29 protein-coding genes and 1 pseudogene are annotated in these 26,790 nt (G+C 63.1%); 13 read left to right on the top strand and 17 right to left on the bottom strand.

All coding sequences use genetic code 11. From position 1 onward, the window contains the following. Positions 1 to 64 precede the first annotated feature (64 nt). Entirely contained in the window at positions 65 to 685 is a 621-nt protein-coding gene (gene gmk, locus ACZ6YA_RS04080; RefSeq protein WP_465895662.1) for a guanylate kinase, read from the bottom strand. A gap of 13 nt (positions 686 to 698) precedes the next feature. Next, positions 699 to 1,562, bottom strand: a complete 864-nt coding sequence (locus ACZ6YA_RS04075; protein WP_465895661.1) for a YicC/YloC family endoribonuclease — start codon at positions 1,560 to 1,562, stop codon at positions 699 to 701. 206 nt (positions 1,563 to 1,768) lie between these two features. Between ACZ6YA_RS04075 and rph the strand changes: the two genes are divergently transcribed. Further along, positions 1,769 to 2,491: a ribonuclease PH gene (gene rph / locus ACZ6YA_RS04070; protein WP_403132070.1), complete on the top strand. Its 723-nt coding sequence runs from the start codon at positions 1,769 to 1,771 to the stop codon at positions 2,489 to 2,491. Between the two features lie 61 nt (positions 2,492 to 2,552). Here the strand turns inward: rph and ACZ6YA_RS04065 are convergent, their stop codons facing one another. Continuing rightward, positions 2,553 to 3,332: an exodeoxyribonuclease III gene (locus ACZ6YA_RS04065; RefSeq protein ID WP_400801518.1), complete on the bottom strand. Its 780-nt coding sequence runs from the start codon at positions 3,330 to 3,332 to the stop codon at positions 2,553 to 2,555. 80 nt (positions 3,333 to 3,412) lie between these two features. Here ACZ6YA_RS04065 and pyrE point away from each other — a divergent pair, with 80 nt between their 5' ends. Continuing rightward, positions 3,413 to 4,054, top strand: coding sequence for an orotate phosphoribosyltransferase (gene pyrE, locus ACZ6YA_RS04060; protein ID WP_014861506.1), 642 nt, complete (start codon positions 3,413 to 3,415; stop codon positions 4,052 to 4,054). A gap of 58 nt (positions 4,055 to 4,112) precedes the next feature. Here the strand turns inward: pyrE and ACZ6YA_RS04055 are convergent, their stop codons facing one another. The 7 genes and pseudogenes from ACZ6YA_RS04055 to coaBC form a co-directional block, all read right to left on the bottom strand. Then, positions 4,113 to 4,772, bottom strand: a complete 660-nt coding sequence (locus ACZ6YA_RS04055; protein WP_465895659.1) for a DUF799 domain-containing protein — start codon at positions 4,770 to 4,772, stop codon at positions 4,113 to 4,115. After that, the gene (locus ACZ6YA_RS04050; protein ID WP_465895656.1) at positions 4,769 to 5,137 is read right to left on the bottom strand and encodes a DUF4810 domain-containing protein; all 369 of its coding nucleotides are present in this window, start codon (positions 5,135 to 5,137) and stop codon (positions 4,769 to 4,771) included. The genes ACZ6YA_RS04055 and ACZ6YA_RS04050 overlap by 4 nt, the downstream gene beginning before the upstream one ends. Positions 5,138 to 5,164: 27 nt before the next feature. After that, positions 5,165 to 5,845, bottom strand: coding sequence for a CsgG/HfaB family protein (locus ACZ6YA_RS04045; RefSeq protein ID WP_465895654.1), 681 nt, complete (start codon positions 5,843 to 5,845; stop codon positions 5,165 to 5,167). Positions 5,846 to 5,950: 105 nt separating this feature from the next. After that, the gene (gene argB / locus ACZ6YA_RS04040) at positions 5,951 to 6,856 is read right to left on the bottom strand and encodes an acetylglutamate kinase (RefSeq protein WP_241806754.1); all 906 of its coding nucleotides are present in this window, start codon (positions 6,854 to 6,856) and stop codon (positions 5,951 to 5,953) included. A 30-nt stretch (positions 6,857 to 6,886) separates the two neighbouring features. Further along, positions 6,887 to 8,260 (bottom strand): annotated as a pseudogene (locus ACZ6YA_RS04035) (phosphomannomutase/phosphoglucomutase); the annotation flags it as partial. 135 nt (positions 8,261 to 8,395) lie between these two features. After that, the gene (gene dut, locus ACZ6YA_RS04030) at positions 8,396 to 8,851 is read right to left on the bottom strand and encodes a dUTP diphosphatase (protein WP_054901314.1); all 456 of its coding nucleotides are present in this window, start codon (positions 8,849 to 8,851) and stop codon (positions 8,396 to 8,398) included. Between the two features lie 5 nt (positions 8,852 to 8,856). Continuing rightward, positions 8,857 to 10,068: a bifunctional phosphopantothenoylcysteine decarboxylase/phosphopantothenate--cysteine ligase CoaBC gene (coaBC, locus tag ACZ6YA_RS04025; RefSeq protein ID WP_465895652.1), complete on the bottom strand. Its 1,212-nt coding sequence runs from the start codon at positions 10,066 to 10,068 to the stop codon at positions 8,857 to 8,859. A gap of 129 nt (positions 10,069 to 10,197) precedes the next feature. Here coaBC and radC point away from each other — a divergent pair, with 129 nt between their 5' ends. Further along, the gene (radC, locus tag ACZ6YA_RS04020) at positions 10,198 to 10,878 is read left to right on the top strand and encodes a RadC family protein (RefSeq protein WP_465895651.1); all 681 of its coding nucleotides are present in this window, start codon (positions 10,198 to 10,200) and stop codon (positions 10,876 to 10,878) included. A gap of 138 nt (positions 10,879 to 11,016) precedes the next feature. On the opposite strand, the gene ACZ6YA_RS04015 is transcribed toward radC, so the two are convergent. Next, positions 11,017 to 12,606: an ABC transporter substrate-binding protein gene (locus tag ACZ6YA_RS04015; protein WP_465895650.1), complete on the bottom strand. Its 1,590-nt coding sequence runs from the start codon at positions 12,604 to 12,606 to the stop codon at positions 11,017 to 11,019. 361 nt (positions 12,607 to 12,967) lie between these two features. Between ACZ6YA_RS04015 and rpmB the strand changes: the two genes are divergently transcribed. After that, the gene (gene rpmB / locus ACZ6YA_RS04010) at positions 12,968 to 13,204 is read left to right on the top strand and encodes a 50S ribosomal protein L28 (RefSeq protein WP_054894119.1); all 237 of its coding nucleotides are present in this window, start codon (positions 12,968 to 12,970) and stop codon (positions 13,202 to 13,204) included. Between the two features lie 11 nt (positions 13,205 to 13,215). Then, a complete protein-coding gene (gene rpmG, locus ACZ6YA_RS04005) occupies positions 13,216 to 13,371 on the top strand; it encodes a 50S ribosomal protein L33 (protein ID WP_003253507.1) in 156 nt (51 codons plus the stop codon). Positions 13,372 to 13,440: 69 nt separating this feature from the next. Here rpmG and ACZ6YA_RS04000 read toward each other — a convergent pair whose 3' ends face one another. Then, complete coding sequence (locus ACZ6YA_RS04000) at positions 13,441 to 13,644, bottom strand: I78 family peptidase inhibitor (RefSeq protein WP_465895647.1); 204 nt, start codon at positions 13,642 to 13,644, stop codon at positions 13,441 to 13,443. An 83-nt stretch (positions 13,645 to 13,727) separates the two neighbouring features. Beyond that, on the bottom strand, positions 13,728 to 14,087 hold the full coding sequence (locus ACZ6YA_RS03995) for a cupin domain-containing protein (protein WP_465895645.1): 360 nt from the start codon (positions 14,085 to 14,087) through the stop codon (positions 13,728 to 13,730). Positions 14,088 to 14,283: 196 nt separating this feature from the next. Here ACZ6YA_RS03995 and ACZ6YA_RS03990 point away from each other — a divergent pair, with 196 nt between their 5' ends. After that, complete coding sequence (locus tag ACZ6YA_RS03990; protein ID WP_465895643.1) at positions 14,284 to 15,777, top strand: aldehyde dehydrogenase; 1,494 nt, start codon at positions 14,284 to 14,286, stop codon at positions 15,775 to 15,777. A gap of 128 nt (positions 15,778 to 15,905) precedes the next feature. Next, on the top strand, positions 15,906 to 17,045 hold the full coding sequence (locus tag ACZ6YA_RS03985) for an MFS transporter (protein WP_465895640.1): 1,140 nt from the start codon (positions 15,906 to 15,908) through the stop codon (positions 17,043 to 17,045). A gap of 3 nt (positions 17,046 to 17,048) precedes the next feature. On the opposite strand, the gene ACZ6YA_RS03980 is transcribed toward ACZ6YA_RS03985, so the two are convergent. Both ACZ6YA_RS03980 and ACZ6YA_RS03975 read right to left on the bottom strand, forming a co-directional pair. Next, positions 17,049 to 18,599 (bottom strand): phospholipase D family protein, encoded by a 1,551-nt coding sequence (locus ACZ6YA_RS03980; RefSeq protein WP_465895638.1) that lies wholly within the window; start codon positions 18,597 to 18,599, stop codon positions 17,049 to 17,051. Between the two features lie 60 nt (positions 18,600 to 18,659). After that, on the bottom strand, positions 18,660 to 20,090 hold the full coding sequence (locus tag ACZ6YA_RS03975) for an aminotransferase-like domain-containing protein (RefSeq protein ID WP_465895635.1): 1,431 nt from the start codon (positions 20,088 to 20,090) through the stop codon (positions 18,660 to 18,662). 178 nt (positions 20,091 to 20,268) lie between these two features. On the opposite strand from ACZ6YA_RS03975, the gene ACZ6YA_RS03970 reads away from it, so the two are divergent. Beyond that, positions 20,269 to 20,499, top strand: a complete 231-nt coding sequence (locus tag ACZ6YA_RS03970; protein WP_465895632.1) for a DUF1127 domain-containing protein — start codon at positions 20,269 to 20,271, stop codon at positions 20,497 to 20,499. A 107-nt stretch (positions 20,500 to 20,606) separates the two neighbouring features. On the opposite strand, the gene ACZ6YA_RS03965 is transcribed toward ACZ6YA_RS03970, so the two are convergent. Continuing rightward, positions 20,607 to 21,899, bottom strand: a complete 1,293-nt coding sequence (locus ACZ6YA_RS03965; protein ID WP_465895629.1) for an NAD(P)/FAD-dependent oxidoreductase — start codon at positions 21,897 to 21,899, stop codon at positions 20,607 to 20,609. A 61-nt stretch (positions 21,900 to 21,960) separates the two neighbouring features. Here ACZ6YA_RS03965 and ACZ6YA_RS03960 point away from each other — a divergent pair, with 61 nt between their 5' ends. Continuing rightward, a complete protein-coding gene (locus ACZ6YA_RS03960) occupies positions 21,961 to 22,314 on the top strand; it encodes a YkgJ family cysteine cluster protein (RefSeq protein ID WP_465895626.1) in 354 nt (117 codons plus the stop codon). A gap of 2 nt (positions 22,315 to 22,316) precedes the next feature. On the opposite strand, the gene dadR is transcribed toward ACZ6YA_RS03960, so the two are convergent. Beyond that, positions 22,317 to 22,805, bottom strand: a complete 489-nt coding sequence (dadR, locus tag ACZ6YA_RS03955) for a transcriptional regulator DadR (protein ID WP_003258963.1) — start codon at positions 22,803 to 22,805, stop codon at positions 22,317 to 22,319. Between the two features lie 153 nt (positions 22,806 to 22,958). Between dadR and dadA the strand changes: the two genes are divergently transcribed. The 4 genes from dadA (at position 22,959) to ACZ6YA_RS03935 (ending at position 26,700) form a co-directional block, all read left to right on the top strand. Further along, entirely contained in the window at positions 22,959 to 24,263 is a 1,305-nt protein-coding gene (dadA, locus tag ACZ6YA_RS03950; protein ID WP_465895622.1) for a D-amino acid dehydrogenase, read from the top strand. 145 nt (positions 24,264 to 24,408) lie between these two features. After that, positions 24,409 to 25,482, top strand: a complete 1,074-nt coding sequence (alr, locus tag ACZ6YA_RS03945) for an alanine racemase (RefSeq protein WP_465895619.1) — start codon at positions 24,409 to 24,411, stop codon at positions 25,480 to 25,482. A 110-nt stretch (positions 25,483 to 25,592) separates the two neighbouring features. Further along, entirely contained in the window at positions 25,593 to 26,141 is a 549-nt protein-coding gene (locus ACZ6YA_RS03940) for a cupin domain-containing protein (protein ID WP_465895617.1), read from the top strand. Positions 26,142 to 26,295: 154 nt separating this feature from the next. After that, on the top strand, positions 26,296 to 26,700 hold the full coding sequence (locus tag ACZ6YA_RS03935) for a c-type cytochrome (protein WP_403132515.1): 405 nt from the start codon (positions 26,296 to 26,298) through the stop codon (positions 26,698 to 26,700). Positions 26,701 to 26,790 lie beyond the last annotated feature (90 nt).

Below are 26,790 nucleotides of genomic sequence, written 5' to 3'. Positions count from 1 at the left end.
AGACTTGTGCTTTTCTTGTGGGAGCGGGCTTGCCCGCGAAGGGCCGCAACGCGGCCCCAATAAATCAGGCAAGCAGTTCTTTCAGCAGCCCGCTGTTGCGCTGTTGCTGCTTCTTCAACAGCAAGCGGTTGGCCACGAACACCGCCTTCAACTCCTCCAGCGCCACGCCGAAGTCATCGTTGATGATGACGTAGTCGTACTCGTCGTAGTGCACCATCTCGCTGACCGCTTCTTTCATGCGGCCGGCGATGATCTCTTCGCTGTCCTGGCCACGGCCATCCAGACGCTGGCGCAGGGCTTCCTGGCTCGGCGGCAGGATGAATACCGACAGCGCGTCGGGCATCAGCTTTCGTACTTGCTGGGCGCCTTGCCAGTCGATTTCCAGGATCAGGTCAAAGCCCTGGTCGAGGGTCTGCTGCAGTGCGCTGCGCGAGGTGCCGTAGAAGTTGCCGAAGACCTCGGCATGCTCGAGGAAGTCACCTTGTTCGATCAGTGCCTTGAATTCCTCGTGAACGACGAAGTGGTAGTTCACTCCGTGTTGCTCACCCGGGCGCATGGCGCGGGTGGTGTGCGAGACTGAGACGCGGATCTGCTGGTCGTCCTTGGTCAGGGCGGTTACCAGGCTGGTCTTGCCAGCACCCGAAGGTGCCGAAACGATGTAGAGGGTGCCGCTGCTGTGATTCATGGTCGGGGTGGCCTTACTCGATGTTCTGTACTTGTTCACGCATCTGTTCGATCAGCACCTTCAGGTTGACCGCCGCTTGCGTGCTACGCGGGTCGAAGGCCTTGGAGCCCAGGGTGTTGGCCTCGCGGTTGAGTTCCTGCATCAGGAAGTCCAGGCGCCGGCCGGCAGCGCCGCCGGACTTGAGCACCCGGCGCACTTCGTTGACGTGAGTGCTGAGTCGGTCGAGCTCCTCGGCAACGTCGCTTTTCTGCGCCAGCAGCACCATTTCCTGCTCCAGGCGCTGCGGGTCGAGCTCGGCCTTGAGGTCGCCGAAGCGGTCGACGATCTTCTGCCGCTGAGCCGCCAGCATCTGCGGCACCAGGGCGCGCAGGGTGGTGACCTCGGTGGCCATGTTGTCCAGCCGCTCGTTGATCAGCCGGGCAAGCTCCTGGCCTTCGCGCTGACGCCCGGCCTTGAGTTCGGCCAGGGCTTCGTCGAACAGTGCCAAGGCTTCGGCGTTGAGCGCCTGCGGGTCGCTTGCATCGGCCACCAGCACACCCGGCCAGGACAGCACTTCCAGCGGGTTGAGCGGCGCTGGCTGCTTGATCAGGCCGGCCACCTCTTCGGCGGCGGCGACCAGTTGCGCGGCGCGCTCGCGGTCGACTTTCAGCGGTTTGCCATTGCTGTCTTCGTGCAAGCGCAAGGTGCATTCGACCTTGCCGCGCGACAGACCCTGGCGCAGGCCTTCACGCACTGCGCCTTCGAGGTCGCGCAGGGCGTCGTGCAGGCGCAGGTGCGGTTCAAGGTAGCGGTGGTTGACCGAGCGCAGTTCCCAGACCAGGGTGCCTTGGCTGCCGGCGCGCTCGACACGAGCAAAAGCGGTCATGCTGTGCACCATGGAGAGTACCTCGCGTAATTGAATGGAAGGCGCGGGATTGTAGCGCAGTGCGCCCTCCGGCGCCCAATCCGACCATGTTACAGAGCACCTGCTTGCAGGTCAGAAAAAGCGACGGGCTGCCGAGGGCGCGACAATAGGCATGTCCTCTGCGGGCAGCGGGCTCTATAATGCTGGGCAGATTCAAAGTCCCAGTACAGGTATCCCAGATGAAACGTCCAAGTGGTCGCGCCGCCGATCAGCTCCGCTCGATCCGCATCACCCGCAACTACACCAAGCACGCCGAAGGGTCGGTACTGGTCGAGTTCGGTGACACCAAGGTCATCTGCACGGTCAGCGTCGAGAACGGTGTGCCGCGCTTCCTCAAAGGCCAGGGCCAAGGTTGGCTGACCGCCGAGTACGGCATGCTGCCGCGCTCCACTGGCGAGCGTAACCAGCGCGAAGCCAGCCGTGGCAAACAAGGTGGTCGCACCCTCGAAATCCAGCGTTTGATCGGCCGCTCGCTGCGTGCCGCGCTGGACATGAGCAAGCTCGGTGACATTACCCTGTACATCGACTGCGACGTTATTCAGGCCGATGGTGGCACCCGCACCGCGTCGATCACTGGCGCCATGGTCGCGCTGGTCGATGCCCTGGCAGTGATCAAGAAGCGCGGCGGCCTGAAGGCCGGCAATCCGCTCAAGCACATGATTGCCGCTGTCTCGGTGGGCATGTACCAGGGCGAAGCGGTGCTTGACCTCGACTACCTGGAAGACTCCGCCGCCGAGACCGACCTGAACGTGGTCATGACCAGCGCCGGTGGCTTCATCGAAGTACAGGGCACCGCTGAAGGTGCGCCGTTCCAGCCTGAAGACTTCAACGCCATGCTGGCGCTGGCGCAAAAGGGCATGAACGAGATCTTCGAACTGCAGCAGGCCGCACTGGCCGACTGATCGTTCGCGTAGACACGAAAAAGCCGACAGTGATGTCGGCTTTTTTGTGTCTGAGCAGGACTCAGATGGTCAACGTCCAGTCATAGTCGACGATCAGCGGCGCATGTTGCGAGAAGCGCGGCTGGCGCGGCAGGCGGGCATTGCGCACGAAACGGCGCAGGCCCGGGGTGAGGATCTGGTAGTCGAACCGGTAGCCCAGGTTGAGCATTTCGGCCTGCTCGTTGTCTGGCCACCAGCTGTACTGGTCGCCTTCACGGCTGACTTCGCGCAGGGCATCGACGTAGCCCATCTCGCCGGTAATCGCATCCATCCAGGCCCGCTCCGGCGCCAGGAAACCCGGCGACTGCTGGCTGTCACGCCAGTTCTTGATGTCGAGCTTCTGCTGCGCCACATAGAACGAACCGCAGTAAATGTACTCGCGGCGCTTGCGGCGCTGCTTGTCCAGGTACTTGCCGAAGTCGTCCATCAACTTGAACTTCTGGTTCAAGTCTTCGTCGCCGTTCATGCCCGAAGGCAGCAGCAGGCTGGCAATACTGACTTTGTCGAAATCTGCTTGCAGATAACGCCCGTAGCGGTCGGCTGTCTCGAAGCCCAGGCCGGTGATGACTGCCTTGGGCTGCATGCGCGAGTAAAGTGCCACGCCACCTTGGGCGGGCACCTCCGCGTCGCAGGCATAAAGGAAATAGCCATCGAGCTGGAAAGCTGGGTCGTCGAGTTCAAAGGCCGAGGCGCGGGTATCCTGAAGGCAGATGACGTCGGCATTCTGGGCTTGCAACCAGCTGAGCAATCCACGCTCGGCTGCAGCCTGAATGCCATTCACGTTCACACTGATGATCCGCATAAATGGCCCCAAAAATCTCGTGCGTGTATGATACCCGAGCTCAACCCATTTAGCTAAATCCGTGGTGTCCGGGACCTTACATGCAGCCGTATCAGCGCGACTTCATCCGTTTTGCCATCGATCGCGGCGTGCTGCGCTTCGGTGAATTCACCCTGAAATCGGGGCGTACCAGCCCGTATTTCTTCAATGCCGGCCTGTTCAACACAGGTTCCGCCTTGGCCGAGCTGGGGCGTTGCTACGCTGCAGCCATCGTCGACAGCAAGATCCCGTTCGACGTGCTGTTCGGCCCGGCCTACAAGGGTATTCCCCTGGCGGCGACCACCGCAGTGGCCCTGGCCGATCAACACCAACTCGACGTGCCATGGTGCTTCAACCGCAAGGAAGCCAAGGATCACGGCGAAGGCGGCAGCCTGGTCGGCGCGCCGCTGGCCGGTGAGGTGCTGATCATCGACGACGTGATCACGGCTGGTACCGCCATCCGTGAAGTCATGCAGATCATCAACGCCCAGCAGGCCAAGGCCGCCGGCGTGTTGATCGCACTCAACCGCGAAGAGCGCGGCAATGGCGAGCTGTCGGCGATCCAGGAAGTGGAGCGCGACTTCGGTATTCCGGTAGTCAGCATCGTTTCGCTGACCCAGGTACTGGAGTTCCTGGCCGATGACCCACAGCTCAAGCAGCACCTGCCGGCTGTGGAGGCCTATCGGGCACAGTACGGGATCTGATCCTGGCCCGGTAACGAAGAAGGCGACCTCGAAGGTCGCCTTTTTCATTTGCAGTCGGTCAATCGGTGCCGTATTTCGGCGAACGAGGCCCGTAGAGGATGCCGCCATTGGCGTGCGGCGACAGCAGGCGAGCGCTGGTCATGCCCGCGATCGGGTAGCCTGCATCGTCCTGCACACTGCTGATGATCTGGTTCACCGCCGCCGTGATCAGCATACCGATGAGGCCGCCCTGCGCCTGCTGGTTTTCCTGGCTGGAGGCGGTGGCGCTGCCGGTCCACAGGGTGGTGCCGGTCTTCAGGTCGATCAGCTTGGCGTTGGCGGTAACGATGGTCGCGCTGCTCAGCACCATGTAGCGGGTGCCGTAATCCGACACGGTGACGTACAGGCCGGCATCGGCGCCGAAGATCTCATGCAGCTTGGTGGTCGGCAGCTGATGGATGTCGGCAGGGGTGGTCATGCCGTTCTGGCGGAAGGTTTCGTCCACCAGTGCTACCGGCATCACGTAGTAACCGGCTTCCGCCAGCGGGTAGGTGACCTGCGACAGCATGCTGTAGGTCGCCTTGACGTCCGGCGACTCGTTCAGCGGTGGCAGGATCAGGATCGACTTCGGCCGGCTCTGCTTGTAGGCCGAGTAGTCGATGGTCTTGCGCTCGGCGCAGCCAGCGAACAAGGCCAGCACGCAGGCGCCGACCAGCAGTTGGGTGATGCGCTTGATCATTTCACGGCCCCCTTGCTGGCGTTGCTCATGAGGAAGTCCATGTAGGCGGCCGATTCCGGGAACAGGGCCTTCTCGGTGCGCAACTGCTGGATCATCTGGTCATCCTTGCCCAGGCTGGAGTACAGCAGGCCTAGCTGGGCGTGGTAGCCCGGCGGCACGGCGCCGTTCTTGGCTTTGATCTTCTCCAGGTCGCGCTCCAGGGCGGTGACCTGTTCTTCTTTCGCATCGCCTTTAAGGTAGCCGTAGACCTGGGGTTGGTAGCTTTCCCATTGGTACAGGGTCTTCGGGCCGCTGCAGCCGGTCAGCAGCAGGCCGCCCAGCAGCAGGCCCGCGCAGCTGCGCAGGGCCGGGAGGGTGATAAGCATGAGTACGTCCTTCCTGGAATGAACTGGTTACTGAGCCTTGGGGTTCCACTGGCCACTTTCTACTGCGCCCACCAGCTTGTTTACGGCTTCGCGCATGGCCAGGTCGAGGACCTTGCCGTTGAGCGTCGAGTCGTAGCTGGCGGTGCCGCCGAAACCGATGATTTCGCGGTTGGACAGGGCGTACTCACCTGCGCCCTGGCTCGAGTAGACCACTTCGGAGGTGCTGATATTGACGATGTTCAGTGCCACTTTGGCGTAAGCGATCTGGGTCTTGCCGCGGCCGAGGATGCCGAACAGCTGGTGATCACCGACTTCCTTGCGGCCGAACTCGGTGACGTCGCCGGTCACCACGAAGTCGGCGCCCTTGAGGCGCTGGGCCTGGCCCTTGATCGCTGCTTCCTGCTGGATCTCGCTCATGTTGTCGCGATCGAGCACGCTGAAGCGGTTGGTCTGCTGCAGGTGGGTGATCAAGATGGTCTTGGCCTGGCCGCCGAGGCGGTCGACGCCGTCCGAGAAGATGCCGCGCATGTAGCTTGAGCGGTTGTCGAACTTGCCGACGGCAATCGGCGCACGCAAGCCGCTGTAGGGGCGGTTGACGCTCTCGCCCTTTTGCACGGCAACGGCGGTGGATGTTTCGGTGGCGCAGCCGGCGATGGACCCGACAGCCAGGGCGGCTGCCAGCACGAGTCCGTGTGATGCGTATTTCACGCGTTTTCTCCAAAAGACAGAACACAGTTCAGCGAGCAGGCATTGTGCCATGACTTTTGAAAAAAACATCGCCGGCAAGCCGGCGATGTGCATGAATCAGGTGAATCAGTGACGCTTGCGGTTGCTGATAAGGGTGCCCACGCCGCTGTCGGTGAAGATCTCCAGCAGCACCGCATTCGGCACGCGACCGTCGATGATATGCGAGGTCGTCACGCCGCCCTGGACGGCATCCAGCGCGCACTTGATCTTCGGCAGCATGCCACCGTAGATGGTGCCGTCGGCGATCAGTTCGTTGACCTGCTCGGTGGTCAGGCCGGTCAGGACCTGACCTTGCTTGTCCATCAGGCCGGCAATGTTGGTCAGCAGCATCAGCTTCTCGGCTTTCAGCGCCTCGGCTACCTTGCCGGCAACCAGGTCAGCGTTGATGTTGTAGGACTCACCGTTGGCACCCACGCCGATTGGCGCGATCACCGGGATGAAATCACCCTTCACCAGCATGTTCAGCAGGTCGGTGTTGACACTGACCACCTCGCCGACATGACCGATGTCGATGATCTCCGGCTGGGTCATCTCTGGCGTCTGGCGGCTTACGGTGAGCTTCTTGGCGCGGATCAGCTCCGCGTCCTTGCCGGTCAGGCCGATGGCGCTGCCGCCGTGGCGATTGATCAGGTTGACGATGTCCTTGTTGACCTGGCCACCCAGGACCATTTCAACCACGTCCATGGTCGCCGCGTCGGTGACGCGCATGCCATCGATGAAGTGGCTTTCGATCGACAGGCGCTTGAGCAGGTCGCCGATCTGCGGGCCGCCGCCGTGCACGACCACCGGGTTGATGCCCACGGCCTTCATCAGCACGATGTCCCGGGCGAAGCCGGTCTTGAGCTCTTCGCTCTCCATCGCGTTGCCGCCGTACTTGATCACCAGCGTCTTGCCGACAAAGCGGCGAATGTAAGGCAGCGCCTCGGACAAAACTTCGGCTACATGGGAAGCGGCATCGCGATCGAGGGTCATGCAGGGCTCCTGTAAGGAACAGATAGTCGGTCAGAACGGCAGTTGCAGCTCAGGGGCAACCCGCAGCAACTGCGCGCGGAAAACATCCTTGATACGTTGCAATTCGGCGTCGCTTTCGGCCTCGAAGCGCAGCACCAGCACCGGCGTGGTGTTGGAGGCGCGCACCAGGCCCCAGCCTTGGGCATAGTCAACCCGCACACCATCGATGGTGGTCAGGCTGGCTTCGCCCCAGTCGGCGTCGCGTTGCAGTGCATCAATGATGCTGAATTTACCCTCGTCGGTCACATCAATGTTGATTTCCGGCGTGGAAATATCGTTCGGGAACGCGGCGAACAGACTTTCGGCATCCTGATTGGCCTTGCTGAGGATCTCCAGCAGGCGTGCGGCACTGTAGATGCCGTCGTCGAAGCCGTACCAGCGCTCCTTGATGAAGATGTGCCCACTCATCTCGCCGGCCAGCAGCGAGCCAGTCTGCTTCATCTTCTTCTTGATCAGCGAGTGGCCGGTCTTCCACATCAGCGCACGGCCGCCGTGCTGTTCGATCAGCGGAGTCAGGCGGCGGGTGCATTTGACGTCGAAGATGATCTCGGCACCCGGATTGCGCGCCAGCACGTCCTGGGCGAACAGCATCAGCAGGCGGTCGGGGTAGACGATGTTGCCGGTATTGGTCACCACGCCGACGCGGTCGCCGTCACCGTCGAAGGCCAGGCCGATGTCAGCGTTGGTTTCCTTGACCTTGGCGATCAGGTCTTCGAGGTTTTCTGGTTTTCCTGGGTCCGGATGGTGGTTGGGGAAGTTGCCATCCACCTCGCAGAACAGCGGGATGACTTCGCAGCCCAGGGCGTCGATCAGCTGTGGCGCGATCACGCCGGCCGCGCCGTTGCCGCAGTCCACCACCACCTTGAGTTTTTTCGCCAGTTTCACGTCGGCGACGATCTGCTGGTAATAGCGTTCAAGGATCTCGACCTTCTGCACGCTGCCTTCGGCACGGGTCAGGTCGTCTGTTTTCAGGCGGGTCAGCAGGGCCTGGATCTGTTCGTTGGCCAACGTATCGCCGGCGATGACGATCTTGAAGCCGTTGTAATCCGAAGGGTTGTGGCTGCCGGTGAGCATCACCCCCGACTTGCCGGCCAGCACGTTGGCGGCGTAGTACAGCGCGGGGGTCGGTACCAGGCCGACGTCGCTGACCTGGCAACCGGCGTCGACCAGGCCTTTGATCAATTGCTCGACCAGCATCGGGCCGGACAGGCGGCCGTCACGGCCAACGGAAATCTGTGGTTCGCCCTGGGCGAGGGTCTGCGCGCCGATGGCTCGGCCGATCCAGTAGGCAGTTTCAGCGTGCAGTGTCTTGCCGACCACGCCGCGGATGTCGTAGGCGCGGAAAATGCTGTCAGGCAAAGCAGGGACCAGTTGGGCCATGTCGTTCATCTCGGGAGCTCCAGTAGTCAAGGGCTGCCTGGGGAGGCGTAAACTGAACGCTTGGACGGTGGTTTCGCCAGAGAGTTCGCCATCCATGGCCTGAAACGGCCGCCGGGCGGCTCAGTGGCTGCCGGAGTGGCCGAAGCCGCCGGTGCCGCGTTGGCTTTCATCGAAGGCCTCGACGATATCGAAATGCGCCTGTACCACCGGCACGAGCACCAGCTGGGCGATACGCTCGCCAACGGCGATGGTGAATGGCGTGTTGCCGCGGTTCCAGCACGACACCATCAACTCGCCCTGGTAGTCCGAGTCGATCAACCCGACCAGGTTGCCCAGTACGATGCCGTGCTTGTGGCCCAGGCCCGAGCGCGGCAGGATCATGGCCGCCAGGCCCGGGTCGCCGATGTAGATCGACAGGCCGGTCGGGATCAGCAGGGTCTGGCCCGGCTCGAGGACGGTGTCCTCTTTCAGCAGGGCGCGCAGGTCGAGGCCAGCGGAGCCAGGGGTGGCGTATTGCGGCAGCGGAAATTCGCTGCCCAGGCGTGGGTCGAGGATCTTGGCTTGAAGAGCGTGCATGTAACTTATTGAACCTTGTTGAGCCGTTCGGCGATGAAGGCGACCAGTTGCCGGGCGATCTTGCCCTTGCTGGTCTGCGCGAAGAGGGTCTGGTGCTGCTGGCGGTCGATCACGGTCAGGGCGTTTTCTTCGCTGTTGAAGCCGATGCTGGGGTTGGCCACATCATTGGCGACGATCAGGTCGAGGTTCTTGTCCTTGAGCTTGCGCGTGGCGTAATCGAGCAGGTGTTCGGTCTCGGCGGCGAAGCCGACGCTGAACGGGCGGTCGGCGCGGCCAGCAATGGTGGCAAGGATATCGGGATTGCGCACCATCTGCAGCAGCATGCCGTCGCCGGTCGTAGGATCCTTCTTGAGCTTTTGCGCAGCAACCACTTCTGGGCGGTAGTCCGCGACCGCTGCCGAGGCGATGAACAGGTCGCAGGGCATGGCGGCTTCACAGGCGGCGAGCATGTCCCGCGCGCTGACCACGTCGATGCGGTTGACCCGGTCGGGCGTCTGCAGGTGCACCGGGCCGGTGACGAGGGTCACCCGAGCCCCGGCTTCGGCGGCCGCTTCGGCCAGGGCGAAACCCATCTTCCCGGAGCTATGATTGGTGATGTAGCGCACCGGGTCGATGTTTTCCTGGGTCGGGCCGGCGGTGATCAGCACGTGTTTGCCGGTGAGCGCCTGGCGCTTGAAACTCTCGGCGGCGCACCAGGCCAGGTCGGTGGCTTCGAGCATGCGGCCCAGGCCGACGTCGCCGCAGGCCTGGCTGCCGGAGGCCGGGCCAAACACCTGGATGCCGCGGGTCTTGAGCAGTTCAAGGTTGGCTTGTGTCGCCGGGTCGCGCCACATCGCCTGGTTCATCGCAGGCGCCACGGCGACCGTGGCGTCGGTGGCCAGCACCAGGGTGGTCAGCAGGTCGTCGGCCATGCCTTGGGCCATGCGCGCCATGAGGTCGGCAGTGGCCGGGGCGATGAGCACCAGGTCGGCCCACTTGGCCAGCTCGATGTGGCCCATGGCCGCTTCGGCGGCAGGGTCGAGCAGGTCCATGTGCACCGGGTGGCCGGACAATGCTTGCAGGGTCAGCGGGGTGATGAATTCAGCGCCACCACGGGTCATGACGACGCGCACCTGCGCGCCGTGCTCCAGGAGACGGCGGATCAGCTCGGCGCTCTTGTAGGCGGCAATGCCGCCCCCCACGCCGAGAACGATGCGCTTGCGATACAGCCGCTGCATAGGCTTGCCTTATTCCAGTGAGAGCGGGCGGCGACGTTGCACGAATGCCTGCGGCACAACGTCGCATGTACGAGGCGAAATAGATTAACACAGGGGCCAAACGGGCCGCAGCAGGACCAGGGAGCAGGGATGAATATCAGGGAGTGGCCGGCGGATGAACGGCCGAGGGAAAAGTTGTTGTTGCGTGGGGCAGGCAGCCTGACTGATGCGGAGCTACTGGCCGTGTTTCTCGGCTCGGGCGTCCGCGGCCGCAATGTCGTGGAGCTGGCACGAGGGCTGCTGGTTAAGTTTGGCGGGCTGCGTCAGCTGCTGGAGGCCAGTCGGGAAGCCTTCGTTGGTGAGCTTGGACTAGGGCCGGTGAGGTACAGCCAGTTGCAGGCCCTGCTGGAGATCGGGCGACGGCACTTGGCAACCACCATTGAGCGCGAGTCGGTCATGGACAGCCCGGCGGCAGTGCGCAGTTATCTGAAAGCCATGTTGCGACATGAGGCGAGCGAGGTGTTCGGCTGTCTGTTTCTGAACACCAAACATCGACCGTTGGCGTTCGAGATTTTGTTCAGAGGCACGATAGACAGGGCAAGTGTCTACCCTCGGGAGGTAGTGCGGCGGGCACTTCAACACAACGCGGCGGCGCTGATTCTGTGCCACAACCATCCTTCGGGTAACAGCGAGCCGAGCCAGGATGATGTGCACCTGACAGTGTCGTTGAAGCGAGGGCTGGCGCTGATCGATGTGCGGGTGCTGGATCACATCATCGTTGGCGACGGGGAGCCGTTGTCGATGGTGGAGCGGGGGTGGATCGTGGTCTAGGGCTTTGTGCTGACAGTACCGGCCTCTTCGCGGCGGTCCGACGTCTCGGCAAGCCCGCTCCCACAGGGACCGCACAGCACTTGAGGCGGGTGCGATACCTGTGGGAGCGGGCTTGCCCTCGAAGAGGTCGGCACAGGTTCAGCGGTTCACCGAAACCTTACTGAAATCCAATCGCCCAAACGGGCTCGCCTGATACCCCTCGACTCCTTCCCGCAACAACGTCGCCGCCGTAGGATGCGCCAATGGCACCCACAGCGCCTGCTGCTGGATCAACGTCTGCGCCTGCTGGTACAACCGGCTGCGCACGCTTTGATCGTTGGTCGTGCGCCCGGCGCTGATCAACTGATCCAGGCGGTTGTCGCAGAACCGCGCGAAGTTGGTCCCCGACTTGACTGCCGCACAGGAAAACTGCGGGCTGAGGAAGTTGTCTGGGTCGCCATTGTCACCGGCCCAGCCCATGAACAGCAGGTCATGCTCGCCGGCTTTGGCGCGGCGAATCAGCTCGCCCCATTCAATCACGCGAATCTCAGCCTTGATGCCGATCTTGCCCAGGTCCGCCTGCAACATCTGCGCGCCGAGGCTCGGGTTGGGGTTGAGCAGGCTGCCCGAAGGGCGGGTCCAGATCGTGGTGCTGAAACCCTCGGCCAAACCGGCCTTGGCCAGCAGCGCCTTGGCTTTTGTCAGGTCCAGCGGGTAGCCGGGCAGGTCCTTGGCATAGCTCCAGGTGTTGGGCGGGTAGGGGCCGTTGGCGGCAGTGGCGGTGTCTTCGAACACGGCCTTGAGGTAGGCCTGCTTGTCGAAGGCCAGGTTGATCGCCTGGCGCACCTCGGGCTTGTCCAGCGGTGGGTGTTCGCTGTTGATGGCGACGAACGCGGTCATGAAGGCCGGCGTGGTGGCGACCTTGAGGTTGCCGTCCTTGCCCGCCTCGGCGACGTCCAGTGGCTTGGGCGACAGGGCCACCTGGCACTCGCCGCGCTTGAGCTTCTGCAGGCGCACGTTGGCGTCGGTGGTGATGGCGAAAATCAGCGGGTCGACCGCCGGTTTACCGTCGAAGTAGTCGGGGTTGGCCCGATAACGCACCACGGCGTCCTTCTGGAAGCGCTGGAAGACGAACGGTCCGGTGCCGATCGGCTGGCTGTTGAGCTTGTCCGGGGTACCGGCCTTGAGCAGCTTGTCGGCGTACTCGGCGGAGTAGATCGAAGCGAAGCCCATGCTCAGGGTGGCCAGGAACGTGGCGTCGGCATGGGTCAGGGTGAAGCGCACAGTGTCGCCGTCAGCGGCCTCGATCGACTTGATCAGGCTGCCCAGTTGCAACGACTGCGCGTGCGGGTAGCCACCGGGCGCAGTCTTGTGCCAGGCGTGGGCGGGGTAGAGCATGCGCTGGAAGCTGAACAGCACGTCATCGGCATTCAATTCGCGGCTGGGCTTGAAGTACGGCGTGGTGTGGAACTTGACGCCATCACGCAGCTTGAAGTCGTAGACCAGGCCATCGGCCGACACCGTCCAGCTTTGCGCCAGGCTCGGTACGACCTTGCCTTGCGTGGCGTCGAATTCGACCAGGCGATTCATCAGCACGTCGGCCGACGCATTGGTGGTGGTCAGCGAGTTGTACTGAACCACGTCGAAGCCCTCAGGGCTGGCTTCGCTGCAGACGCTCAGCGGAGCTGCCTGGGCAACGCCTGCGGCAAACAGCGAGGTGAACAATAAGGAAAGGGCGGCAGCACGCATGGTGGCTCCTTGGCTGATCTGTGGCCCATCTGCCGGTGCAGTCTGGAAACGTCCTACCCTAGTGTGCGCATCGGCAAATGACCACCCTCTTTTTCGACCGCCTGGCGACGAGTGGTCGACAGCGCGCCGGGCGAGTCGCTATGCTGCCCGCGCACGATTTGTCTCAGTCAGATGCTCATCATCTGTTGTTGCAACGCAGTCTTTCTGGTATAAAGCAGCGCTCTTTTCTAGGGGCTCGGCCTGTCGCATCAGCGGATCCGGTCGATAAGACCTCCAGAATCACGGCGCCTGGCGCCAAAGACTGAGAGATTAAGCGGCCAACCCATGCCGGGTTGGGCATGTGGTTTTAGAGGGCTGAGTCATGTCGAGAGTCTGTCAAGTTACTGGTAAGGGTCCAGTAACCGGGAACAACATTTCCCACGCAAACAACAAAACCCGTCGTCGTTTCCTGCCGAACCTGCAGCACCACCGTTTCTGGGTTGAATCCGAGAACCGTTTCGTGCGTCTGCGCGTTTCCGCCAAAGGCATGCGTATCATCGACAAGCGCGGCATCGACGCCGTTCTGGTTGACATCCGTAAAGCTGGCGCCAAGGTCTAAGGGAGAACATCATGCGTGAATTGATCCGTCTGGTTTCGAGTGCCGGTACCGGCCACTTCTACACCACCGACAAGAACAAGCGCACCACCCCGGACAAAATCGAGATCAAGAAATACGATCCCGTTGTTCGCAAGCACGTGGTGTACAAGGAAGCCAAGATCAAGTAATTGATCGGCGACCTGAAAAAAAACCCGCATCCGAAAGGACGCGGGTTTTTTTATGCCTGCGGTTCAGGCTCAGGCGAACATGAAGCTGGTGATCAGGCCCTGGGCGTCCACCCTCACGTGAATCCGGTTAGGGTCGAACATGCGGGTGCTTGGCTCACCTGGTCCGACGATGCGGGTGCGGCCGGTGAGGGACGTGATGGTGTCTTTCACCGAGGGCTGGTAGGCGGTGCCGATCAGGTGGGCGAGGGCTTGTTGGACTTCGTCGTTGGTCATGGTGCGTTACCTTGTGGTTGCTGATGGCCCGGAGTGGGCTGGGCCATCGTCATCCAGCGATGAAACGCACCTGTGTTACATAATTACTTCTGCTCGAAAATTACATAGATCTTTCGGCACGGCTCCAGAACCTCCCAGGTGCCCTTGAAGCCCGCCGGGATAACAAACCGATCACCGGCACGCAGGGTCTTGGCGCCGCCATCCTGATCGCGCAGCACCGAAACGCCCTGGACGATCTCGCAATATTCATGCTCGGTGTAGTTCACCGTCCATTGCCCGACTTCACCTTCCCACACGCCCGCAGCGAACTGCCCACACGGGCTGGAGTAATGGTTGTAGACGGCCTGGTCCGGCTCGCCCTTGAGGATTTTTTCCGCCGCCGGGCGGTAGCGTTCGGCTTCGGTGAGCACTTGGGCGAAGTCGATGATGCTGGCGATACTCATGGTACGGCTCCTGTTGTTGTTTAATAAAATGAACATCAGTAGGCGTTTAGGCCATTCGTGTCAAATATATTGATAGTTTGCCTGGCCTGGTTTAGGGTATCGCTTGCCCGTGTGCGCTTGTCGCCCGGCCAGAATTCTGACAACGCCAGTGAGTCCTCAGTGCGGCGTTGCACCTAAACAAGAGGAGGAGTTTCGTATGACCACCCTGACCCGTGCGGACTGGGAACAACGTGCCCAGCAACTGAAGATCGAAGGTCGCGCCTTCATCAACGGCGAATACACCGACGCCGCATCCGGTGAAACATTCGACTGCCTGAGCCCGGTCGACGGACGCTTCCTGGCCAAGGTCGCCAGCTGCGATCTGGCCGACGCCAACCGCGCCGTGGAAAACGCCCGCGCCACGTTCAATTCCGGCGTCTGGTCGCAATTGGCCCCGGCCAAGCGCAAGGCCAAGCTGATCCGCTTCGCCGACTTGCTGCGCAAGAACGTAGAAGAGCTGGCGCTGCTCGAAACCCTCGATATGGGCAAGCCGATCGGCGACTCCTCCACCATCGATATCCCAGGCGCGGCGCAAGCCCTGCACTGGAATGCCGAAGCCATCGACAAAGTCTACGACGAAGTCGCGCCAACCCCACATGACCAACTTGGCCTGGTTACCCGCGAGCCAGTAGGTGTGGTCGGTGCCATCGTGCCGTGGAATTTCCCGCTGTTGATGGCCTGCTGGAAACTCGGCCCGGCCCTGGCCACCGGTAACTCGGTGGTACTCAAGCCATCCGAAAAATCGCCGCTGACTGCCATCCGCATCGCCCAGCTGGCCATCGAAGCCGGTATTCCGGCCGGTGTGCTGAACGTGCTGCCAGGCTACGGCCACACCGTCGGCAAGGCCCTGGCCCTGCACATGGATGTTGACACCCTGGTGTTCACCGGTTCGACCAAAATCGCCAAGCAGCTGATGATCTACGCGGGCGAGTCGAACATGAAGCGCATCTGGCTGGAAGCCGGTGGCAAGAGCCCGAACATCGTCTTCGCCGACGCCTCGGACCTGCAAGCCGCTGCCGAATCCGCCGCCAGCGCCATCGCTTTCAACCAGGGCGAAGTCTGCACCGCCGGTTCGCGCCTGCTGGTCGAGCGTTCGATCAAGGACAAGTTCCTGCCCATGGTGGTCGAGGCCCTCAAAGGCTGGAAGCCAGGTAACCCGCTGGATCCGCAGACCACCGTCGGTGCGTTGGTCGACACCCAGCAGATGAATACCGTGCTGTCGTACATCGACGCCGGCCACCAGGACGGCGCCAAGCTGCTGGCTGGCGGCAAGCGCACCCTGGAAGAGACCGGTGGCACCTACGTCGAGCCGACCATTTTCGACGGCGTGACCAACGCCATGAAGATCGCCCAGGAAGAAATCTTTGGCCCCGTGCTGTCGGTGATCGCCTTCGACACCGCCGAAGAGGCCATCGCCATCGCCAACGACACCCCGTATGGCCTGGCCGCTGGTATCTGGACCTCGGACATTTCCAAGGCCCACAAGACCGCCCGTGCCGTGCGCGCCGGCAGCGTCTGGGTCAACCAGTACGACGGCGGCGACATGACCGCGCCGTTCGGTGGTTTCAAGCAGTCGGGCAACGGCCGTGACAAGTCGCTGCATGCGCTGGAGAAGTACACCGAGCTGAAAGCGACCTGGATCAAACTGTAATCCAGTAGGTCCTTTTCGCGGGCAAGCCCGCTCCCACAGGTCATCCACTGTATTTGAAAACAGTGGGGTGCCTGTGGGAGCGGGCTTGCCCGCGAATGGGTCATGAGAATTCTGCCTGGGAGGCCTTTATGCGCTGGGGAACCTACTTTGCCGTGCTGGCATCGGTGCTGAGCGTCGGGCTCGCGCTCGGCGTGAGCATGCCGCTGGTGTCCCTGCGCCTGGAGGCCTGGGGCTACGGCAGCTTTGCCATCGGCGTGATGGCCGCCATGCCGGCGCTCGGCGTGCTGCTCGGCGCCAGCCTGGCCAGCCGCCTGGCTGGTTGGGTCGGCGTGCCTGCGGCCATGCGCCTATGCCTGTGGGGCGGGGCGATGTCGATTGGCCTGCTGGCGCTGTTGCCGAGCTACCCGCTGTGGCTGGCGCTGCGCTTGCTGATCGGCATGTCGCTGACTGTGGTGTTCATCCTCGGTGAAAGCTGGATCAACCAGTTGGTGGTCGAGCAGTGGCGCGGCCGCCTGGTGGCGCTGTATGGCAGCAGCTATGCCTTGAGCCAGCTGGCCGGGCCGCTGGTGCTGGGTTTTCTCGGCTCTGACGATGACTTCGGCTTCTGGGCCGCGACCGGCCTGTTGCTGCTGGCCCCCTTGCTATTGCTGGGGCGTGGCGGGGCCCCGAGCACCAATGCCTGCAGCGTCACCTTCGGCGACTTGTTCGCCTTCTGCCGTCGGCTGCCAGTGATTGCCTGGGCCATCGCGTTGTTCGCCGCCTTCGAGGCGATGATCCTTACCCTGCTGCCGGTGTACTGCCTGCAGCAGGGCTTCAGTACCGAGATCGCCCTGTTCATGGTCAGTACCGTGGTGGTGGGTGATGCGGTGCTGCAGCTGCCGATCGGTGCATTGGCCGACCGTATGTCACGGCAAAAACTGTTCACCGGTTGTGCGGTGATCTTGATGGTGTCCAGCCTGGCGATTCCGCTGCTGCTGGAGACGCCGGTGATCTGGCCGCTGTGGGTGTTGTTCGGGGCCAGCGCCGGTGGCTTGTTCACCCTGTCGTTGATACTGATCGGCGAACGTTATCGTGATGATGCGCTGGTGCGCGCCAATGCCCACGTGGCGCAGCTCTGGGGCATCGGCTGCCTGCTCGGGCCGTTGCTGGCCGGGGCCGGGAGCCAGTGGGTCAGCGGCCATGCGCTGTTGTGGCTGATGGCGGCCGGGGCGGCGGGGCTGGTGGTGCTGACTCGGCGGCGCGGGGCTTTCGAAGCTGCGCCTGCCTGAGCCTCAGAGCATTTTTTCCAGGCCCACGGCCTTGCTGATCCAGGCGTTGAAGCGCCGCCACAGCCCACCCGGCTCCGCCACCAGCGTGTGCAACTGGCCGTTGTCCTCGGTCTCCCAGACCAGTTTGTCATCGGCCAGCTTCACCTGATAACTCAACGCAGGCGCCATACCCTGCAGCGCTAGTTCGCGGGTGTATTCTGCAAGCTCAGGGCTGTCCACGAGCACGCCCACCTCGGTGTTCCACAGCACCGAGCGCGGGTCGAAGTTGAACGAGCCGATGAAGGTCTTGCGCCGGTCGAAGACGATCGCCTTGCTGTGCAGGCTCGAATCGGAGCTGCCATGGAAGCTCAGTCGCCCGGCGCTGGGGTCGCCCGGCTGGCGGCGCAGCTCGAACAGTTGCACGCCGTGTTCGAGCAGTGCGCGGCGGTACGGCGCATAGCCGCCATGCACCGCTGGCACATCGGTGGCCTCCAGTGCATTGGTCATCAGTTTGACCGAAGCCCCGGCATCGGCACGGCCAGTCAGGTACAGCAGCCCCGGCTCGCCTGGTACGAAGTAGGCCGACACCAGGATCAGCTCCTTGCGCACGCTGGCCAGGTCCGGCGCCAACTGCTGGCTCATCAACAGATGCGGGTCTGGTTCGTCATCGGCCAGTACCTTGCTCGGCGCGTCCCAGAGTGCCGAGCTGTGGGCCCAGATCAGCTCGTTGCGCCAGACATCCAGGCGCGGCTGGGATTGGTAGGCCATCAAGCGGTCATACAGCGCCTTGCGCTTCACCCGCGCCTCGGCCAGCGACACCTCCAGGCGATGGCGGCTGGCACGCAGGTCGTCGGCATCGGGCTGTTGCCAGAGGAAGTCACCGATAGGTCGGCTGAGGGCGCTGTTCCAGTACTGGTCGAAACCGTGCCCCAGCTGCTCGGCCACCGGGCCGACCCCGAGCAGGTCGATGTCGGTGAAGTTGAGGTTGGGCTCGGCATCGAAGTATTCGTCGCCCAGGTTGCGCCCGCCGACGATGGCCATGCTGTTGTCCACCAGGAACAACTTGTTGTGCATGCGCCGGTGCTGGCGCGACAGGTTGAACAGCCGCCCTACGGCGCGCGTGGCACCGGTGCTTCGCCCCAGGTGCAGTGGGTTGAACACGCGGATCTGGATGTTCGGGTGGGCATCGAGGGTGCCCATGATGGTGTCCAGACCATCGCTGGTGGTGTCGTCGAGCAGGATGCGCACACGCACGCCACGGTCGGCGGCGCGCAGCAGCTCGTGCACCAGGGCGCGGGTGCTCAGGCCGTCATGGACGATGTAGTACTGCAGGTCGATGCTCGCCTGAGCGTTGCGAATCAGCTCGGCGCGGGCACGGAACGCCTCGTTGCTGTTGGGCAGCAGGCGAAAGCCTGAGCGCCCTGCATAGGGCATGGCCTGGCGCAGTACCGAGCGGCCGAAGGCAGAATCCTTGGCCGGCAGGGCCTGGCTGGTTTCGCGGGGTGCGCCGACGCTGGCACAGCCTGCAAGGCCGAGCAGGGCCAGCAGCAGAGGCAGAACGCGCTGGAATCTCAATGGTGGATCGTCCTGTGCAGCAAATGCCTGAGAAGTTGGACCCTGGAGAGCGGCGCAACGTTACCCGTCGGTGCTGTCTTCATCCAGTAGACGAAGGGCGGTTTCACCCACCTTGCGCACCGCGTCCTCGATCTGTGGCGTTGGCCGTGCGGCAAAGTTCATTCGCAGGCAGTGGCGGAACTTGCCCGAAGCCGAGAAGATGCTGCCCACCGCCACTTGCACGCCCTGTTCCAGTAAAGCGCGATTGAGCCGCAGCGTGTCGAAATGTTCAGGCAACTCTACCCATAGCATGAACCCGCCCTGGGGTCGGCTGACGCGGGTGCCTGGCGGAAAGTAGCGGCTCACCCAGTCGCTCATCTGGTCGCGACCACGCTGGTATTGGCTGCGCATGCGCCGCACGTGCGGCTGGTAATGGCCGGCAGCGATGAAGTCGGCGATGGCCAGTTGCGGCTGGGTGGCGGTGCTGCCGGTGCTGATGTACTTCATGTGCAGCACGCGCTCCAGGTAACGCCCCGGCGCCACCCAGCCGATGCGCAGGCCGGGGGCGAGGGTCTTGGAGAACGAACTGCACAGTAGCACGCGACCGTCGTCGTCGAATGACTTGAGGGTGCGCGGGCGCGGGTAGGTGTAGGCCAGGTCGCCGTATACATCGTCTTCGAGGATCGCCACGTCGTAGCGTTGCGCAAGGCTCAGCAGGGCCTTCTTGCGCGCTTCGGGCATGATGTAGCCGAGCGGGTTGTTGCAGCTCGGGGTGATCTGGATGAGCTTGATCGGCCACTGCTCCAGCGCCAGCTCCAGGGCTTCGAGGCTGATGCCAGTGGTTGGGTCGGTGGGGATTTCCAGCGCCTTCATGCCCAGGCCTTTGAGGGTCTGCATGGCGCCGTGGAAGCTCGGCGAGTCGACCGCGACGATGTCGCCGGGCTCGCACACCGCGCGGATGCTGCACGACAGCGCTTCGTGGCAGCCGGTGGTCACCACCAGGTCGGCCGGGCTCAGGCGGCAGCCGGAGTCGAGCATCAGCCGGGCGATCTGCTCGCGCAGGGCGAGGTTGCCGTGGATGTTGTCGTAATACAGCCCCGGCATGTCCTGCCGCCGGCTCAGCTGGGCGAGGCTGCGCAGCAAGGGCTTGAGGCTGGGGCTGTCGATGTCGGGCATGCCGCGGCCAAGCTGGATCACATCCTTGCGCGGGGTGCTGCGGACCAGTTCCAGCACTTGCTCCCATTGCGAGATATCCACCGGGCGCTGGGCCGGGCGGCTGACGGCGGGTAGGGCGGCAAGGTGGCGGTGGTCGCTGACGAAGTAGCCGGACTTGGGCCGTGGCGAGACCATGCCGCTGTCTTCCAGCATGCGGTAAGCCTGCTGCACGGTGCTCAGGCTGACGCCGTGTTCCACGCTCAGGGCGCGTACCGACGGCAGGCGTTGGCCGGGGCGGTACAGGCCTTGCTCGATGCGGGCGCCGAGCAGCTCGGCTAGGTTCAGGTAGAGCGTCACGGCATACTCCTGCGCAGCATTGCAGCAGCGACCAGTACAGTTGCGCTGAAAATACAGCATTCAGCCCGTGTGCCGCCAATTCTGTATGGGAATAATAACCCTGTGGTGGTTCTGTATTGTCGACGCTGCCAGCGCGCATGCTTTCTCCACGGTAACCACTGAATGGGAGAACGCAGCGATGGGTGGCATGAGCGATGTGCGCTTGCAACTGATGGCCAAGGAACTGGAAGCGGGGCAGCAGGCCCAGGTTTTCGATGCGCCGGCAGGCCTTGGCCGTTGGGGCTTGATGCTGCACCGCTGGCACACCCGCAGGGCGCTGCTGCAGTTGGATGACAACCAGTTGCGGGATATCGGGTTGAGCTGGGAACAGGCTCGGGAAGAAGGTAGCAAACCTTTCTGGAGAGATTGACTCCCAACCTGTGGAGCGGCTTCAGCCGCGAACACCAGCGAAGCCGGTGTCATTCACCGCGTCGTTTGTTTCGCGGCTAAAGCCGCTTCCACAGGTACTCAGGTGATCTAGACCAGCTCTTTCAGCCGGTGCCAGAGCATCCCCAACGCCAGCAGCGGCGAGCGCAGATGCTTGCCGCCGGGGAAGGTGATGTGCGGCACCTTGGCGAACAGGTCGAAACGCCCGCTCTGCTGGCCGCTGATCGCCTCGCCCAGCAGGCGTGCGGCCAGGTGCGTGGCGTTGAGACCGTGACCGGAATAGGCCTGGGCGTAATAGACGTTCGGCTGGCTGGCCAGGCGGCCAATCTGCGGCAGACGGTTGGCGCCAATACCGATCATGCCGCCCCACTGGAAGTCGATGTGCACGTCGGCCAACTGCGGGAATACCTTGAGCATCTTCGGCCGCATGTAGGCGGCAATGTCCTGCGGGTCGCGGCCGGAGTAATGACAGGCGCCGCCGAACAGCAGGCGATGGTCGGCGGACAGGCGATAGTAGTCCAGTGCCACGCGTTGGTCGCACACCGCCATGTTCTGCGGCAGCAGCTGGCGTGCGCGCTCCTCACCGAGCGGCTCGGTGGCGATGATGTAGCTGCCAGCAGGCAGCACTTTGCCGCCCAGCTCGCGGTTGAGGTCGTTGTGGTAGGCGTTGCAGCACAGCACCAGGGTCTTGGCGCGCACCCGGCCCTGGGCGGTGTGCACCTTCACTTCGGGGCCGTACTCGATGCGGCTGACTTCCGATTGCTCGTAGAGCTGCACCCCGAGGCGGCTGGCCACGGCGGCTTCGCCGAGTGCCAGGTTGAGCGGGTGCAGGTGCCCCGAGCCCATGTCGATCAGGCCGCCGACGTAACGGTCGGAGCCGACCACGCTGTGGATTTCGTCTTTTTGCACCAGGCGCAGTTCGTGGCGGTAACCCAGGCTGCGCAGTTCGTCGGCGTCTTCAGCAAAGCCTTGCAGCTCACCGGGCTTGTTGGCCAAGTCGCAGTAGCCCCAGGTCAGGTCGCAGGCGATGGCGTGGCGCTCGACACGCTCACGGACGATCTCCACGGCTTCAAGGCCCATCAGCTTCATGCTGCGCACGCCTTCTTCACCGATCACCGGGAGGAACTGCTCCAGGCCATGGCCGACGCCACGGATCAACTGGCCGCCATTGCGCCCGCTGGCGCCCCAGCCCAGCTTGCGCGCCTCCAGCAGGATCACCGAAAGGCCGCGTTCGGCCAGCTCGATGGCGGTGTTCAGGCCTGAGTAGCCGCCGCCGACGATGCACACGTCGGCGCTGTGCTCGCCTTGCAGGAAGGGGTAGTCGGCGTGTGGCGCGCTGCTGGCGGCGTAGTAGGAGGCGGCGTGCTGCGCGCTGTGGATCATTGGGCAGGTCCTGGGCGAATGGGCCTATAATCTTGCCTGAATTCCTGCTTTGTACCCAGCCATGTCCTGCAACCGCCACAAGATCCAGTTCCTGCGTGAACTCATCCCTTCTTTCGAATGCGAACCCGGCTGCCACGATTGCTGCGGGCCGGTGACCACTTCAGCCGAAGAGATGGCCCGCCTGCCGCGCAAGTCGCAGGCCGAGCAGGACGCTGCGCTGGAACGCTTGGACTGCGTGCACCTGGGTCCCGAAGGCTGCACGGTGTACGAAGAGCGGCCGATGATCTGCCGCCTGTTCGGTACCACCCCACGCATGGCCTGCCCACGCGGGCGCGGCCCGCAACCGATGATCGAGCCCGAAGCCGAGCAGCTGGTTCACCGGTTCATTGCCACCACCCGCCAGGTGCTGGTCTAGCCTCAGTCCGGGATCGGCAGGCAGAGGCTTTCTTTCACTTCTTCCATCACGATGTAACTCTTCGACTCGCGCACGTGCGGCAGCTTGAGCAGGATGTCGCCCAGCAGCTTGCGGTATGACGCCATCTCGGAAATACGCGCCTTCACCAGGTAGTCGAAATCGCCCGAGACCAGGTGGCATTCCAGCACGTGCGGCAGTTTGAGCACCGCGCGGCGGAACTCCTCGAAGGTGTCGCCCGACTTGTAGTCCAGGCTGATTTCGACGAACACCAGCAGGCTGCCCTTCAGGTGCTGCGGGTTGAGCCGGGCGTTGTAGCCCATGATGATGCCCTCGCGCTCCAGGCGGCGGACGCGCTCGGTGCAAGGGGTGGTGGAAAGCCCAACTTTCTCGCCCAGTTCGGTGAAGGAAATACGCCCGTCATTCTGCAGGATCCGCAGGATGTTGCGGTCGATCTTGTCCAGTTCACGCTTGCTCTGGTGCTGGGTTCTCATAGGGGATGCCCCTCCGTGAAAGGCGATTTTGCCGAGAATTCTCGCCAAATATAGGCTTTTATATAGTGAATTGCACTGGCCTCTAATTTTTATACTGCGCGCATCCATGCCATTTCAACAAAAATGCGGTGCGCCGCGTGCGAGGGATCAACAATGCGAGTTCTGGTACTTGGTAGCGGTGTCATCGGAACCGCCAGTGCCTACTATCTGGCCCGGCAAGGTTACGAGGTCACGGTGGTCGATCGCCAACCGGCGGTGGCCATGGAAACCAGCTTTGCCAACGCCGGCCAGATCTCGCCAGGCTACGCTTCGCCCTGGGCAGCCCCAGGCGTACCGCTCAAAGCCATCAAGTGGCTGCTGGAACGCCACGCGCCTCTCGCCATCAAGCTGACCGGCGACGTCGACCAGTACCTGTGGATGGCGCAGATGCTGCGCAACTGCACCGCCAGCCGTTATGCGGTGAACAAGGAGCGTATGGTGCGCCTGTCCGAGTACAGCCGCGACTGCCTCGACGAACTGCGCGCCGAAACCGGTATCGCCTACGAAAGCCGCACCCTGGGCACCACCCAGCTGTTCCGCACCCAGGCGCAGGTGGATGCTGCCGCCAAGGATATCGCTGTGCTCGAGCAGTCCGGCGTACCTTATGAACTGCTCGACCGCGAGGGTATCGCCCGCGTCGAACCGGCGTTGGCTGGCGTCAAGGACATCCTCGCCGGTGCTCTGCGCCTGCCCAACGATCAGACCGGCGACTGCCAGCTGTTCACCACCAAACTGGCCGACATGGCGTTGAAGCTGGGTGTCGAATTCCGCTTCGGCCAGGACATCCAGCGGCTGGACTTCGCCGGCGACCGCATCAACGGTGTGTGGATCGACGGCAAGCTGGAAACCGCCGACCGCTACGTGCTGGCGCTGGGCAGCTACTCGCCGCAAATGCTCAAGCCGCTGGGCATCAAGGCGCCGGTGTACCCGCTCAAGGGCTACTCGCTGACCGTGCCGATCACCAACGCCGACATGGCGCCGACCTCGACCATTCTCGACGAGACCTACAAGGTCGCCATCACCCGTTTCGACAACCGCATCCGCGTGGGCGGCATGGCGGAGATTGCCGGTTTTGACCTGTCGCTGAACCCGCGTCGGCGCGAAACGCTGGAGATGATCGTCAACGACCTTTATCCTCACGGCGGTGACCTGAGCGAGGCCAGCTTCTGGACCGGCCTGCGCCCGGCGACCCCGGACGGCACGCCGATCGTGGGTGCGACCAAGTTCCGTAACCTGTTCCTCAACACCGGTCACGGCACGTTGGGTTGGACCATGGCTTGTGGTTCCGGTCGCTTGCTGGCCGACCTGATTGCGCGCAAGAAGCCGCAGATCAGTGCTGAGGGGCTGGATATTTCCCGGTATGGCAATACTCGGGAAGTGGCCAAGCACGGGCGGACCGAGCCTGCCCACCAGCAATAAGGTCGCCTGTACTGGCCTCTTCGCGGGCAAGCCCGCTCCCACAGGTACAGTGCAATCTGTGGAACTGCGCAGATCCTGTGGGAGCGGGCTTGCCCGCGAAGAAGGCAACACTTATTTCAACCCGAACCACCATAAGGCAGCCGCCATGCGTCCCGCCCGCGCCCTGATCGACCTCCAGGCCCTGCGCCACAACTACCGCCTCGCCCGTGAACTGACCGGCGCCAAAGCCCTCGCGGTGATCAAGGCCGATGCCTATGGCCACGGCGCCGTGCGCTGCGCCCTGGCCCTGGAGCCGGAAGCTGACGGCTTTGCCGTGGCCTGCATCGAAGAGGCGCTGGAGCTGCGTGCGGCGGGCATCAAAGCCCCGGTCTTGCTGCTCGAAGGCTTCTTCGAAGCCAGCGAGCTGGCGCTGATAGCCGAGCACGACCTGTGGTGCGTGGTGCATTCGCTGTGGCAACTGGAATCCATCGAACAAACGTCGGTGCACAAGCCGCTGACCCTCTGGCTCAAGCTCGATACCGGCATGCACCGTGCCGGGCTGCACCCCAAGGACTACCACGCGGCCTACCAGCGCCTGCTGGCCAGTGGCAAGGTTTCGCGCATTGTGCTGATGAGCCACTTCGCCCGCGCCGACGAACTGGATGCCGACGCCACCGCCCAACAGATCGCCGTGTTCGACGCCGCCCGCCAGGGCCTGGCGGCCGAATGCAGCCTGCGCAACTCGCCCGGCGTGCTGGCTTGGCCGCAGGCCCCAAGCGATTGGGTGCGCCCAGGCATCATGCTCTACGGCGCCACGCCATTCGAGGTGCAGCAGGCCCAGGCCGAGCGCCTGCAGCCGGTCATGACCCTGCAATCGCGGGTCATCAGCGTGCGTGAGCTGCCCACCGGCGAGCCGGTGGGTTATGGCGCCCAGTTCATCAGCCCGCGGCCGACTCGCGTGGGTGTGGTCGCCATGGGCTACGCCGACGGATACCCTCGCCAGGCCCCCACCGGTACTCCAGTGATGGTCGCGGGCAAGCGCAGCCAGCTGATCGGCCGCGTGTCCATGGACATGCTGTGCATCGACCTGACCGACGTGCCCGAGGCTACCATCGGCAGCCCGGTCGAGTTGTGGGGCAAGCAGGTGCTGGCCAGCGAAGTGGCGATGCACGCTGGCACCATTCCGTACCAGATTTTCTGCAACTTGAAGCGCGTACCACTGGACTATTTCGGCGAATGACACGCTGAAGCAGACAGCCTGAGGGGCGGTGTGTTGTAAATACTGAACGGCATTGCCATGATATCGTTCACATTCACCCCGCCATCTCACCGTTTCAGGAGGCTCCAGCTTTGGACGTCGGCGAACGACTGCAAGCCATCCGCAAGCTCAAGGGCCTGTCCCAGCGTGAACTCGCCAAGCGCGCGGGGGTGACCAACAGCACCATCTCGATGATCGAGAAAAACAGCGTGAGTCCTTCGATCAGCTCGCTGCGCAAGGTGCTTAGCGGGATTCCCATGTCGATGGTCGAGTTCTTTTCGGTCGAACTTGAAGCTGAAAGGTCCGCGCAGATCGTCTACAAGGCCGACGAACTGATCGACATTTCCGACGGCGCGGTGACCATGAAGCTGGTGGGCAAGTCGCACCCCAACCGGGCGATCGCGTTTCTCACCGAGGTCTATCCACCGGGTGCCGACACCGGCGCCGAGATGCTCACCCACGACGGCGAAGAAACCGGCATCCTCCTCGAAGGCCGCCTGGAACTGGTGGTGGGGACCGAGATCTTCATCCTCGAACAAGGCGACAGCTACTACTTCGAAAGCACCCGCCCGCACCGCTTTCGCAACCCTTTCGATGAGCCTGCCCGGCTGATCAGTGCCGCCACGCCGTCGAATTTTTGATCCAGCGCAGTGCATTGACTCGGCAATACCCCTTTCCCAAGTAGGGTCGTTTCACGCCTTCTGGGTTCCCGCTATACTTTTCAACGCTCGCACTACCGTGGCCGCGGGCGTGATTAGCCACCATGAGGGTGTACGCGTGAACCAAATCAAGAAGATGCTGGCCGTACCAGCAGCCGTTTTCGCCCTTTGGGCAATCAGCGCAACCGCTGCGACCAATGACGACCTCGCCAAGCGCCTTGAGCCGGTCGGTCAGGTGTGCGTCCAGGGCCAGGAATGCAAAGGCATGGAAGTGGCTGCCACGGCGGGCGGGGGCGGTGCCAAGACGCCGGATGACATCATTGCCAAGCACTGCAATGCGTGCCATGGCACGGGCCTGCTGGGTGCGCCGAAAATTGGTGATACTGCTGCGTGGAAAGAGCGTGCAGACCACCAGGGTGGCCTGGACGGCATCCTCGCCAAGGCCATTACCGGCATTAACGCCATGCCACCGAAAGGCACCTGCGCGGATTGCTCGGATGATGACCTGAAGGGTGCGATCAAGAAGATGTCTGGGCTTTGAGATACAGCTGAATCACACCGAGCCCGCCTCCCATGGCGGGCTTTGTTTATGTGGAGTCAGTATCTGCTTCTTCGCGGGCAAGCCCGCTCC

This window comes from Pseudomonas sp. NPDC090752, assembly GCF_055584805.1.
This window is presented reverse-complemented; position numbering and strand designations above follow the sequence as displayed.